This is a genomic window from Tenacibaculum xiamenense, assembly GCF_964513065.1.
Taxonomy (GTDB): domain Bacteria; phylum Bacteroidota; class Bacteroidia; order Flavobacteriales; family Flavobacteriaceae; genus Polaribacter; species Polaribacter xiamenense.
Window position 1 is genome coordinate 521,915 of record NZ_CAZEQU010000033.1, and the last position, 13,652, is coordinate 535,566.

Here is a 13,652-nt window from a genome sequence, read left to right on the forward strand (position 1 = left end):
AAAAAAACCGTTAAATTAATAACGGTTTATGTTGATCTGGGGGGAAATAAGAAGCCTTTACTGGCTTTTGTATATCATTTTTTGGACCATTTGCCCTTCTTTATTTTTTGATTTTATTAAATTATAGCCAACGGGTATTTTCTTGTAGAACTCTTTTTCTTTGGAAGATTCGTACTTAATTTTATAAACTGTGTAATTATTACTAATAATTGTTCCAAAATTAATCACCGTTCGTTCTCTTTCTTCTTCATTTTCTACTGGAATGTGGCATTTAAATGCCTTGTCTTTTGAAATTTGTAATATTTTAATGGCCGTATAAGGAGGATGAATATTAGGTGTTTCATCCTTAGTAAAGCTTTCTTCTACTTCGTTAATATCATCACAATCTACAAATTCATAATCGAATCCTTTTTGAAATTTAAAATTTCCATTGTGATTTTCAGACTCATCAGATTCATCTATAACAACCTTATCATAGTTTCCTTGATAGGGTTCATACAGGCTTTCAACAGAATTTTGAATACTCATATATAATGGAGAAATTTCTTGTTGAATACTCAATTTCATTCTCTTCCCTTGCCCCTCTGTAAACAAAGCATTATCTAAGGAACGACAAGGCATTACATTTGAACTCATAAAATTTGACGAAGGCACTCGCCTGATTTCTATTCCGCATTTATTTCTAACCTCATTAAGTTCTGAAGAACAGCCCCCACTAAGGTCTTCTGCCGAATATGCTACTGAAGGCGGTGTGTCTTCAACAAAATCATTATAACGTACCAACTCGCAATTATTCTTATTCCAATTATGATGCGTATGAAATAAGTTAAAATTATGACCTATTTCATGAGGAAGTGTTGAAGTTAATAAATATTCATCATCAATAACACTGTTTATCCCTGGCTTATTGGCCACTCCAGCAATTCGAGTTTGATCGTATTGACTTCTTCTAATAGATGACGCAATGAATATATTAAAGCTATCTGAACGATATTTATTAATTCCTTTAGTATACTCTACTAATTGATTAAATGTCCTATTACCTCCTAAATAAACCACTGATCTCCAGGTATTATTAATACTACCGAATCCTTTATATTTAAAAAATATATTGAAAGAATTAAAAGATTTATTTAAAATTGAAACAGCCTCGAGTATATCATCTTCTGTTATTGGAACTTCACGATACCCATTGTTATCGTTAAGTATGTGAAAATATACGTTAAACACATAAATAGCATGAATTGGTTTCAATGAAGGACCAAACGCTTGCCCTTTTCTCAGATTACCAACATCGCTCCCATGTTCATGGTCTTCCTCACATGATAAAGGAGCTATGTTATTTGATTTCATATAGCTTTCAACTTCCTTAAGCTGTATGGTATTTGATCGAAGTAAATCCGATATTTTTTCTTGTGCTAAACTTAAATTGATACAACACAATATTAAAATTAGGGTGTACAAAACCTTTCTTGCCTTTTTCATTATAGACAAAATTTTGATTCTAGTTAAGAATATTAGAGGAACCACCCTTTTAATGCCTAGTTTTTAGACAATAAAAAGAATGTATCATAAAGGCATGTGCTAATCCTTCATAATTCTAAACATCGATTTATTCGATGATTCACAGTAAAACTGCTTGCCATTGATTTTTTAAAACTGGCTAGTTTATAAAAACAAAATGTTGGTTAAAAAAGAAGCATTTTTTTCATATTGTAACTGTTATTTAGGGGGTTGATTAAAATTTTGTTCAATTAAAATTAGGGGATAATTTTAAATTAATTGTCATCGGCACGACAAATCATTACAACATCTTAACAATTTAAATTATTAATATGTGTTCAGATCAAATACAAGATTAATTTGGACTTGTAATATGCGTAGTAGAAAAAGTAGTAATTGTAATTTTAAGAAGGATAATAATTTGTCAGTAATTATTTTGAAATGTGTACAAATTATTAGGGGCTATACTGTAATATCTTCAATTTTATTTTTAGATATTACTAATATAAAACTTTTAAATTTTCTATAACGTGATAAATATCATGTTTTTGCAACTTTTCCTAAAAAAAAGTGTTTTTCCTTAGCTTGTAATAGACACGAGGTACTTCCCATAGAAAAAAAGTTAAGTTCAAGTAAAATTTTAGATTTCAATAAATGATCAACTTCTAACTTACAAGAGCTTGTTGGTACTACTCCTAAATTATTAAATTTTTGCTCATAGATATCTTCGGACAAGCACATCATTAATGTTCCTTGAAATACAGAATCCTTAACACTTCTATTCTTGAATAGAATTAGTAACTTTTCTTTATCTATTAACAGCATACTTAATTGATTTAGGGGATTGTTTTACTAATTTAAGAGAAGTATATGTAAACAAGAAAAAATAATGTTAATTATAAGATATAGTATAGATAATATGCCTTTAACTATAGTTAAACTGCACAGCTGTTATATACAATAAAATTGTCGACATTAAAACAACAAAAAAACCGTTTAAAATTACTTTTAAACGGTTTTATATTACATAGTTAGAAAATATATTATTTCCCTTCCATTTTCTTCTTTAATTCAGCTAATCCACCGATATCTCCTAAAGTAGTTTTTTCTACTTCCTGAGCTTTCTTAGCAGCAGCTTTTACATTCTTTTGCTCTTCCTCTCTAAAGATAGATGTGTGAGAAACAACAATTCTACGGTATTCTTTGCTAAACTCAGTTACTTGGAACTTAACAGCGTCACCTTTAGCTAACTTACCACCTTCTTCTTTTTCTAAGAAACGAGTTGGAGCAAATGCTTCAACACCATCAGCGAAAGCTACAGTAGCACCTTTATCATTCTTTTCTTTGATAGTTCCATCGTGGATAGATCCGATAGTATACTTAGATTCATGAGCATCCCAAGGATTCTCTAAAGTTTGCTTGTGACCTAAGTTTAACTTACGGTTTTCAACGTCTAACTCTAATACTTGAACTTCTAATTTATCACCAACTGTTACGAAATCAGATGGGTGCTTAATTTTCTTAGTCCAAGATAAGTCAGAGATATAAACTAATCCGTCGATTCCTTCTTCTAACTCAACGAACACACCGAAGTTAGTGTAGTTACGTACAGTTCCTGAATGCTTAGAACCTACAGGGTATTTTGTAGTAATATCAGTCCAAGGATCTGGGTGTAATTGCTTAATACCTAAAGACATTTTACGCTCCTCACGATCTAATGTTAAGATTTGAGCCTCAACTTCGTCACCAACTTGTACGAAATCTTGAGCTGAACGTAAATGAGTTGACCAAGACATTTCAGATACGTGAATTAATCCTTCAACTCCATCTTCTACCTCAACAAAAGCACCATAGTCAGCTAAAACAACTACTTTACCTTTTACATTATCACCAACTTTTAATTCTGGATTTAATGCTTCCCATGGATGAGCAGATAATTGCTTTAATCCTAACTGAATTCTTGACTTGTTATCATCAAAGTCTAAGATTACAACGTTTAATTTTTGATCTAACTCAACAACTTCGTTCGGGTGGTTGATACGAGACCAAGATAAATCAGTAATGTGAATTAATCCGTCAACACCTCCTAAGTCAACAAATACACCGTAAGAAGTTACATTCTTCACAACCCCTTCTAATACTTGTCCTTTTTCTAATTGACCAATGATTTCACGTTTTTGATCTTCTAAATCAGCTTCGATTAATGCTTTATGAGATACAACTACGTTTTTAAATTCATGGTTGATTTTAACAACTTTGAATTCCATAGTTTTTTCAACATACTGATCGTAATCACGGATAGGCTTCACATCAATTTGAGAACCTGGTAAGAAAGCTTCAATACCAAATACATCAACGATCATACCTCCACGAGTTCTACACTTAACAAAACCGTTAACGATTTCTCCAGTTTCGTGAGCGTTGTTAACACGATCCCATGCTTTAATTACACGTGCTTTTTTGTGAGATAATACTAATTGACCTGAAGAATCTTCTCTTTTATCAACTAATACTTCTACTTTGTCTCCAACAGCTAAGTTAGGGTTGTAACGGAATTCATTTAATGAAATTACACCCTCAGATTTAGAATTGATATCGATAATAGCATCACGATCAGTAACACGTACTACAACTCCTTCGATTACATCACGCTCATTTACGAAACCTACAGTTCCTTCTAAAGCTGTTTCAAATTCTTTTAATTTAGCCTCATCAACTGCTTCAATACCTTCTTCGTATTTGTGCCAATCAAAGTTTGCTAAAAATTCTGCTGGATTTACAGCTTCCGCTGTATTTTTTGTTTCTTCAGACATGTCTGAATAAAATTTTGTATCTTTTTGTTAGTCAGATTTTTAACGATACTAACGCCAAGAGAAATTAAACTTATTAATATATAAAATACATCCTTTTTAAATCCGTTCTCGTGAAAAGGCGTGCAAATGTACGGATTTTTATTTGAAAAGCCTAGAACGCACTAGATCAATTTTTTAGAAGACTTCTATTTTTAAATAAAAAAGGATATTATTACTCCTTTTTCAGTCCTATGGGCAAAATTAATCGAATAAAGAAAAGTATCAAGAGTCCATGTATAAAAATTAGCGATCTACTTGTAAATGAGAAGCCTTTAAAATAATTCTGACCGCTACCTACCGACTTTAATAAGGTATCAGATATAAACAAGTCCCAAGAAATACCTACATTCTTCAATTCTTCTTTTCTAGCTAATAACTCATTTTCTACAATATCAAAATCAAGATTAATTAAATCTAGAGTCTTTAACAACTCATTTTTTGATACCTTATTCCTAAAACTGAAAGGAGTGAAATGTTGAATCATATCATAAAATTGACTTACTTCAATCATCTTCTTTGCATTCCCTCCTATTGAATCAAGTTTTTGCAAGTCGATATTTTTTAAATCTGGAAGCGTGCATACGAATTCAGTTTCTTCCTCTTCATTGTTAATATTAAACCTAATACTTCTATTAGCAGGAAATTTTTGAAAAAAAATAGCCAATGATCTATCGGGGCAAACAACATCATATCTATAAACGTATTTTGTTCTACTTAAAAGTCTACTACCACTTTTAAATTTAACTTTTAAAGAATCCTTTTTAAGCTCTTTAATCTTATTTTTTATAACACTTACTAGTGCTTTCTTTTTAATTATGGTTGTCTGAGCTTGATTGAACTTTTTATTATCTAAATCCTGCTGGTATTTCAAAATATCTTCTGAAATCGTATATTTTGAATTGAATCCATAATAATTAAAACAGTGAAATGCTCCAATTATAGATGAAGAGACTAATAACATCGAAATAATTAATGTAAACTTTAAAAGCTTTGATTCTTTGAACCGTACTTTTAAATATTGAATAATTAGAATAGATAAAACAATTAACGCTAAAAAAGTAAATACAACGCTAAAAATTGTATTGATTGTTTTGTATCTAAAATAAAGATACATTGGATTAATACCATACAATTCGCTAAGTTCTATATAATTGGATATTTCATATTTATATACCCCTAGAATAAAAACAATTATTATTACGGATGCAATAATAAAAGCACTTAAATACTTCGTTAGTTTGTTTACCATTCCCCTTTGACTTTTTCAATAGTGCTTCATTTACAAAATGAATACTCCCGAGCTAAATTAGCTTTAAAAAACTACAAATCAATACTTTAAACAACTTTATTTACTTCAACAGTCTATACATTCTAACAATAGAACATCGAGTGTTACATTAAGAAACAAAAAAAGGGTGTACTGTTTCTCAGAACACCCCTTTAAAATTTTAATTCGATTTGTTTTGTTTACTTTTTATTCTTTACATAAGTATCTAGCCACTGCTCTTGCTCCCAAAGCATATGCAAAATGGACTCTTTTGCACTATAACCATGACTTTCTTTTGGCAACATTACTAATCGAGTTGTAGCCCCAAGTCCCTTTAATGCATTAAAATAACGTTCACTCTGTAAAGGGTAAGTCCCTGAATTATTATCAGCTTTTCCATGAATTAATAGCAAAGGTGTTTTCATCTTATCTGCATGCATAAACGGAGACATATTGTAATATACCTGTGGTGCCTCCCAATAGTTTCTTTCTTCACTCTGGAATCCAAATGGAGTTAAAGTTCTATTATAAGCCCCACTTCTTGCGATTCCCGCTGCAAATAAATTAGAATGTGATAATAAGTTTGCCGTCATGAAAGCTCCATATGAATGCCCTCCTACTGCCACTCTTTCTCTATCAATATAACCTAATTTGTCAACTGCATCAATAGCTGCTTTTGCATTTGCAACCAACTGCTTTCTAAAAGAATCATTTGGTTCTTTGTCTCCCTCTCCAATAATTGGAAACGCGGCATCATCTAATACAACATAACCTTTTGTTACCCAATAAATCATTGATCCATAATACGGATAAGTAAAACTATTCGAGTTATTTGTAGTTTGCGAAGCGCTTTTTTTATCTTTGAACTCTTGCGGATATGCCCATAAAATCATTGGCATTTTTTCTTTTTTAGCTTTGTCATACCCCACTGGTAAGTATAATGTTCCTGTCAACTCCAAACCATCTTCTCTCTTATACTTGATAACCTCTTTATGGACATTTTGAATACTCTTAAATGGGTTTTCAAAATTTGTAATAGCAGTTGCCTTTTTTGTTTTAAGATTTTTAAAATAATAATTTGGAATCTCAGATTTGGACTCTAAACTTGTTAAAAATACTTTCTTCTTTAAATCAACAGCAAAATAAATATCTTCTACTTTATCAGTATAAGCAGATTGATAAATTCTCTTCGTTTTTTTTGATTTTAAAGAATAAGTATCTACAAAAGGAAACTTTCCTTTTTTCGTATATCCATTACCGATTAAATATGCCTTTCCTTTCTCTATTGTAACCACCTCATTACCCAGCTCATTTTTACTTGTTACAAAATTCCCTGGATCACTATATCTATCTTGGTAATTTCGATCAGAAAAAATAATTGGTTTCTGGTTAACATTTTCTGGATTAAATTGATATGTTTTTATGTTTCTTGTATTCCACCAGTAATCATAAGCAAATGCAACATCTTTTTCATTTGTCCATCGGATATATGAAAAACGATTAATGGTTTTTAATATTGACTTTGGAGTTCCTGTAAAAGGTGCTTTTAACTCAAACACTTCATCTCTAAAAGGAACTTTAACAGCAGGATCCCCTTTATCTAAAGCCTCTGCCCAATATAAGGTAGCCATTTGATCACCACGCCATTGAATACTTCTTTTTCCTTCTCTAGTTGCCATAAATCCTTTTGGACGAACTTCATCTAGAGGAACATCATTGATCACCTTAATTAAACTTCCATCCTTTGTGTAAATTGAAGTTTCCTGAGGAAAACGCCCATAAGTAACTAAGTAAGAAAATGGCTTCTTTATTTTACTTAATAAAATGTACTCTCCATCTGGTGACAAACTCATTCTTGTGTACATATCTGCCTTTGCCCAAGATTTAATAGTACCATTTAAGGAAACTTTTTTTAACTCAGAAGTGGCTAAGAGCTCAAAGTTGAATTCATCATTTGGTGTTTTTAACAAATCTTGGTAAGTTCTATTTTGAGCTTTTACCCCATCACTGACCGATACAATTGGACCGGTAGGCACAGCAGTTTGCGTATCGATTAATGATTTTCTATTTGCAGCTAAAAAACGAACCAATAGAGAATTTCCATCTTTAAACCATGTAAACGCTCCACGAATATTTGCATTCAAAACTGCTTCTGTAAGTTTACGAGCTTTTGCATTTGCAACTTCTCCTATCCAAAGCTCAACTCCTGCTTCTGTAGTATTAGTAAAAGCGAATTTACTATAATCAGGAGACCATTGTAAATTTGCTATTCTTGGATTTTTAGGCAGTCCTGTTACCTTAATTTCTCTATTTTCCTTTATCCTTTTAATAGTTATATCCGTATAATAACTTACCCTGCTTGAAATATTCGTTTTTGGATCAATCCTTAATCCTCCTAAACGAAGTTCTTTTTTAGATAGTTCTTCAATAGATTTATAACCATCTCTTCCCAATAAAAGAAAGTTTTCCTTTTTCCCGTCAATTCGAATTCCTGGTCTTCTTGGTACATCAACCAATTCCAATATCTCTTTCGAAGGTTTTTGATAAGTTAAATTTTCCTGAGCATATCCACTACAGACAAGAACTGCAAAAGATAGACTCATAATTAGTTTTTTCATGTGGTTTATAGTTTATTTAAAAGACAATTTAGGGCAAATCATTAAAATGGTTTTATGAAAAAACGCATTTAACACGTCTTTAACAACTAAGTTGCGATAACAACGAAAAGCCATTATCTGTTTGTATTTAACTGAAATATGAAAAATTGATGAGTACAATTTGATAATTACCTTCTTTAACCATTCTTTGGATTTTCAACCTAGCCAAATTTCAATTTTAATAAAACTCTAAGCCATTATAACAATTTCAGATGCTTAAAAAGCAAGATATGCAGAAGTTTGATCAATAAATTTACCAACTAAAGTTTTGTCTAATTCTAGAAAAGAATATTTCTTTAAAAAAGACGATGAAGTGTTTTCTATTAATTGACTGGTGTTGTTATATTTTAAAAAGAACCAGTCTGATTTTATAGCTTTTTTTAACAAATAGATATTAAAAAGACCGATTTAGATAACAAAGAACAATAATATAAATCAATTCAAACTTCAAATAATTTGAGATTTGTTGTTAACGCAATGATCCCAGTTAAATGTTATGTTTCTCTATTATATTGGTACTCTAAATCGGTCCAGTTGTTTATCACAAAAGTTTTTATATCAAAATCATCTTCAAGATTTTAGTTATAACCTAATTGTGATATTTATTCTTAAGTAATATTAATACCCATCATTTTGCGTTATTAATGAATTCGTATCCAGTTCTGATTGAGGAATTGGTAGTACTAAAGAGTTATCATTAGCTGCCAAAGTTCCAATTGCTCTACCTGTTCTTTTATGATCATGAACTAAATGACCTTCGAACCCTAATTCCAATTGTCTTTCATTAAATAATAAATCTAAAGTTAAAGCCCCTAATGCAGCTGCCCCAGATCTTCCTCTTAAAGCATTAATTTCTGCTAGCGGCGCTAAGCCTATAGAAGTTCCTTCTCTGAAATTAGCCTCAGCTCTAATTAAATGCATTTCTGCAATTCGTAATACCGGAACGTTTCCAAATTGATTGGTATACTTAGAGGTTAAGTTTAACCCATTATCAGGACTTACATAATGAAAAGAAGATCTTACATCATTAGCAGGATCATCAAACAAAGCTGTATAAGGTCCTTCAATAGCAATATCTCCTTGTCTACCTCCATTTGCCTGAGATGCATAAAAAGTAATCATTTGGTTTGTTCCTGTTTGAGATGTTACCTGAAAAGCAAAAATATCTTCAACACCATCAGAGTCGTTATTGAAAGCACCAGCATAAGTAGGTGCTAAACTATGACCACTATTCATTAAGACATCATTGGCTGCATCTCTGGCTCCAGTATAATTTCCTTGTTGGAAATATACCCTAGCTTGTAAAGCTTTTGCCGCATATTGGTCTGCAAAAAATCCATTTGAAGCTGGTAATTTTGTAGCCGCATCAGAAAGGTCACTTAAAATTTGGGTATACACTTCTTCCACAGAACTACGCGCAATATCTAAGTTTCCACTATAGTCAATAATACCATTCAAATGTAAAGGTACTCCGTCTTGAGTATTTCCACCACCTGCTTGATAATTCGGTCCAAATAACCTTACTAAATCAAAGTAGGTCAAGGCTCTTAAAAACTTAGCCTCTCCTTCAATTCTATCTCTCTCTTCAGTACTACTAGTAACTTTATCTATGTTATCAATTACTAAATTAACCTGATTAATTACCTCATAAGAGTTATTCCAATGACCTGATACAAATCCGTTATCCACTAAAATACTTTTAGTAAAAAACTGTCTTGGGTCTAAAAATGTACCATTCCAAGACACTTGGTTATTAACTCCTAATAAATCAGCAATGATATGTGTTCTTCCACCAAATGTCGCAGCCTGTCCAGCTTCATCATATGCTCCAATCAAAATATTTGCAATATTCTCTTCAGTAGAAATAGCAGTTTCTACTGAGATACTTTGTGCAGGCTCTAAGTTCAATTTATCCTCGCAACTAACAAAGACAATCGATATTGCTATTATAAGTAAATATGCTTTTTTCATCTTATTATCTTTTTAAATTAGAATGTTAAGTTTAATCCTATAGATACTGTCTTAGCAGCTGGTGCTGAATAGAAAACTTGTCCGATTCCACCTGCGTCACTTCTAGATTCTGGATCATAACCATCATAATCAGTAAAAGTTAACAAATTAAACCCACTGATATATACTCTAACATTCCCGAATTTTACTTTATCCAAAATTTCTTTTGGTAATGTATATCCCAACGTAATATTTCTTAATCTTATAAAATCACCTTCTTGAAGATACCTTGTAGAGTGTGCTGTACCATTACCCCATCCTAATCTCGCTTGAGGTACATCTGTAATATCTCCAGGTTTTTGCCATCTTCTTAACTGATCTTTTGTTTGGTTATCAAACCAATCCGCATTAGCTGACTGGAAACGTCCTCCACCATTATAAATACTTGCGCCAAATTCTCCTTGTAAAGTAAAGTTGAAATCAAAGCCCTTATATTTTATTGTATTTGTTAAACCTGCTATCCACTCTGGAAATGGATTACCTACAACTACTCTCTCTGCAGAATTCGGATCGTTTGTTGTACCTCCTGAACCATCATTTAAATTATATAATGCATCTCCATTTGCTGGGTCTACACCTGCATACTCAATTAAGTAAAATGCATTTGCCACTTCTCCTTCTCTTAAGATATTTCTTCCATTAATTACGTCATTTCCACCTGGTAACGATACAACTTCGTTATCATTTTGACCTATATTGAAGTTTGTGGTCCATTTGAAATTTTCATTCGTAATATTCTCAGTTTGCAAAGAAAATTCTATACCCTTACTTCTTAGCCTACCAATATTTCTATTAATACTTGTAGCTCCAGAACTCCCTGGTAATGGAGAAGCAAAAAGTAATCCATCAGTATCTTTGTTATAATAAGCAAACTCTCCTGAGATTCTACCATTCAACACTCCAAACTCAAGCCCAAAATCTGTTTGACTTGAAGACTCCCAAGATAACTGGCTATTTCCTGGTTGTGTTGGTGCAATACCTGGTCTTTGGTTGTACGAAACTCCTTGGAATAATCCTAATGCAGCAAAGTTTCCTATTTCTGCATTTCCTACTTCACCATAACTAGCTCTTAATTTTAAGAAGCTAATAACATCACTATCTCTTAAGAAATCTTCTTCAGACACAATCCATCCTCCAGAGAAAGCTGAAAAAGTACCAAACTGATTGTTTCTTCCAAAACGAGAAGAACCATCACGTCTTACACTCGCTTTAAAAAGATACTTATTCTTATATGAATACGTTGCTCTTGCGAAGTACGATAAAAATGAAAATTCAGTAAAACTCCCTTGTCCTGCAGTAATTTCTGCCGCACTATTTATCGTTTGGAAGTCATCCGTAGGGAATTGAGTTCCAGTAACACTTGTAAACCTTCTTTTAGACTTGTTAAATTCAGTACCAACAACAATATTCAAGTCATGATCTTCGTGTAAACCTACATCATAACTTAAATAATTACTAAAGTTATAGCTTTCAGTGTTTACGTTTGAAGCAAAAGCTTCTCCATTTGTTGATTGAAATGGTGCTAGTCTACCTGTAAATGAATCTTCTGTCTGAGTATATAAGTCATACCCAAAATCAGTATTAAATGTTAAACCATGAATTAATTCATAGTTTGCAAATGCACGACCCGTTACTCTTCGAATAATAGTGTTATAGAATGCGTGCTTGTCTTGTAATAAGAAGTTAGCATACACCGTATTTGTGAAGGGATCTCCATTAGCATCATATGCTGGAGAAATCGGTGCTTGAGCAATTGCTTGTAAAGGAGTTACAAAGGCATTATCATTTGCTATTCTGTCAATGTCAACTCTTGAAAAATTCATATTCATTCCTGCAGTAAACTTATCCGTAAGTTTGTGCTGAATATTCAATCTCGATGAAATTCTTTCTAAATTATTCCCTCGAACAATACCTTTAGTATCATTATAAGCTCCTGAGAAAAAATATGTAGTTTTTGCATTTCCACCAGAAACAGAGAAATCTACATCTCTTGTATAACCATCTCTCAGTGCTATATCTTGCCAATCAGTATCATAAGTTCCATCTCGCCATGTTCCATCTGAGTATCTATCTAATCGAGCTTCAACAAAGCCTGCAGCAGGCCAACCTCCAAAGTTTAAACCATTTTCTCCTGCTTCTAAGAAAAGTTCTACATACTCTTCCGCATTTAGCCAATCTCTTTTATTAGCTGCCGAACTTATACCATTTGAAATGTTTAGACTAAATTTTGCTTTACCTTCTTTACCTTTCTTTGTTGTAATGATTACAACTCCATTTGCACCTCTCGATCCATAGATTGCCGCAGAGGATGCATCCTTTAAGATATCGATAGATTCAATTTCATTTGGACTTAATGTCAATAATGGGTTTGTCGGAGAACCATTATTAGACTCGTCAGCGTTGATTAATGGAATACCATCTAATACGTATAAAGGCTGTGTACCTGCACTAATACTGGCCTGACCTCTTACCCTTACGTTTAATCCTGCCTCAACCTTACCATTACTTTGGCTCACTTGAACTCCAGCAGCCTTACCAGCAATATTATTAATAACACTTGGATTAGGAACATTTGCAATATCGCCAGAATTAATTTTAGCAACATTATCTGTCAATTTTCTTTTAGTTTGTGTACCGAAACCGATGACAACAACCTCAGTTAAGAGATTATCACTTTCTAATTTTACATTAATGGTATTTTGTACACCAACAGTTTGCTCTGACGTTTTCAGACCTACAAAACTAAAAACTAAAACATCACCTACTTTAGTCTTAATACGGTATCTACCATCAAAATCTGTTTCTGTACCTAGAGTGGTTCCCTTTATTATTACGGTAACCCCAGGTAATGGACCTGTATCATCAGATACGACCCCAGTAACCTCTTTGGTCTGAGAAAATGACCATAAAACGTTAAATAAAAAGAGAAGAGTAATTCCCCATTTTAATTTTGTTTTCATAATTGATTGATTTATAGTTATCTGAAATCAAAAGAAAAGAAATTTATAGCTATTTCCAACTAAATGTTAAATTTTAACAAAAAAAGTAGTTATGTGTTAAATTTTACAATTACATTTTTTTCGTTTAATTCTAATGAATTATTTAAGATTCAATAATTCAATATCTTAGTAAAAAAAGAAGAAAGAAAGACAGCTTTTAAAATGAAGCTATGGTAAAAACTACTATTAAAATTAACAAAAAATTAACAAGCAGCAAAATAAAAACAAACTTTTTCCATTTCAAGAATCGATCATTTTTTAATTATTGAATTTTCAATAAAAAAACAGAATTACTAACAATATCATAAAATTAATTATTGCCTTTTTGACAGTAAAAGACAGTTGAAAAAAGACATTTCAATAC

7 protein-coding genes are annotated in these 13,652 nt (G+C 32.0%); all 7 read right to left on the reverse strand.

What is annotated here, in order from left to right:
- Nucleotides 1-57: 57 nt before the first annotated feature.
- The 7 genes from ACKTTV_RS13325 to ACKTTV_RS13355 all read right to left on the reverse strand — a co-directional run bounded on the left by ACKTTV_RS13325 (nt 58) and on the right by ACKTTV_RS13355 (nt 13,249).
- Nucleotides 58-1,485, reverse strand: a complete 1,428-nt coding sequence (locus ACKTTV_RS13325; protein ID WP_408031338.1) for a zinc metalloprotease — start codon at nt 1,483-1,485, stop codon at nt 58-60.
- A gap of 558 nt (nt 1,486-2,043) precedes the next feature.
- On the reverse strand, nt 2,044-2,328 hold the full coding sequence (locus ACKTTV_RS13330) for a hypothetical protein (protein ID WP_408031339.1): 285 nt from the start codon (nt 2,326-2,328) through the stop codon (nt 2,044-2,046).
- Nucleotides 2,329-2,546: 218 nt separating this feature from the next.
- Nucleotides 2,547-4,316, reverse strand: a complete 1,770-nt coding sequence (rpsA, locus tag ACKTTV_RS13335; protein ID WP_408031340.1) for a 30S ribosomal protein S1 — start codon at nt 4,314-4,316, stop codon at nt 2,547-2,549.
- Between the two features lie 211 nt (nt 4,317-4,527).
- Nucleotides 4,528-5,604: a hypothetical protein gene (locus tag ACKTTV_RS13340; RefSeq protein ID WP_408031341.1), complete on the reverse strand. Its 1,077-nt coding sequence runs from the start codon at nt 5,602-5,604 to the stop codon at nt 4,528-4,530.
- A 218-nt stretch (nt 5,605-5,822) separates the two neighbouring features.
- A complete protein-coding gene (locus ACKTTV_RS13345) occupies nt 5,823-8,240 on the reverse strand; it encodes an alpha/beta hydrolase family protein (RefSeq protein WP_408031342.1) in 2,418 nt (805 codons plus the stop codon).
- 657 nt (nt 8,241-8,897) lie between these two features.
- Nucleotides 8,898-10,250: a RagB/SusD family nutrient uptake outer membrane protein gene (locus ACKTTV_RS13350; RefSeq protein WP_408031343.1), complete on the reverse strand. Its 1,353-nt coding sequence runs from the start codon at nt 10,248-10,250 to the stop codon at nt 8,898-8,900.
- Between the two features lie 17 nt (nt 10,251-10,267).
- Nucleotides 10,268-13,249 carry a SusC/RagA family TonB-linked outer membrane protein gene (locus ACKTTV_RS13355; RefSeq protein WP_408031344.1) on the reverse strand — a complete coding sequence of 994 codons (2,982 nt, stop codon included), beginning with the start codon at nt 13,247-13,249 and terminating at the stop codon, nt 10,268-10,270.
- Nucleotides 13,250-13,652 lie beyond the last annotated feature (403 nt).

Bases quoted from the DNA above. Each gene is read 5' to 3' on its own strand.
- ACKTTV_RS13325 (WP_408031338.1), bottom strand. From the start codon at position 1,485: ATGAAAAAGGCAAGAAAGGTTTTGTACACCCTAATTTTAATATTGTGT.
- ACKTTV_RS13330 (WP_408031339.1), bottom strand. From the start codon at position 2,328: ATGCTGTTAATAGATAAAGAAAAGTTACTAATTCTATTCAAGAATAGA.
- rpsA (WP_408031340.1), bottom strand. From the start codon at position 4,316: ATGTCTGAAGAAACAAAAAATACAGCGGAAGCTGTAAATCCAGCAGAA.
- ACKTTV_RS13340 (WP_408031341.1), bottom strand. From the start codon at position 5,604: ATGGTAAACAAACTAACGAAGTATTTAAGTGCTTTTATTATTGCATCC.
- ACKTTV_RS13345 (WP_408031342.1), bottom strand. From the start codon at position 8,240: ATGAAAAAACTAATTATGAGTCTATCTTTTGCAGTTCTTGTCTGTAGT.
- ACKTTV_RS13350 (WP_408031343.1), bottom strand. From the start codon at position 10,250: ATGAAAAAAGCATATTTACTTATAATAGCAATATCGATTGTCTTTGTT.
- ACKTTV_RS13355 (WP_408031344.1), bottom strand. From the start codon at position 13,249: ATGAAAACAAAATTAAAATGGGGAATTACTCTTCTCTTTTTATTTAAC.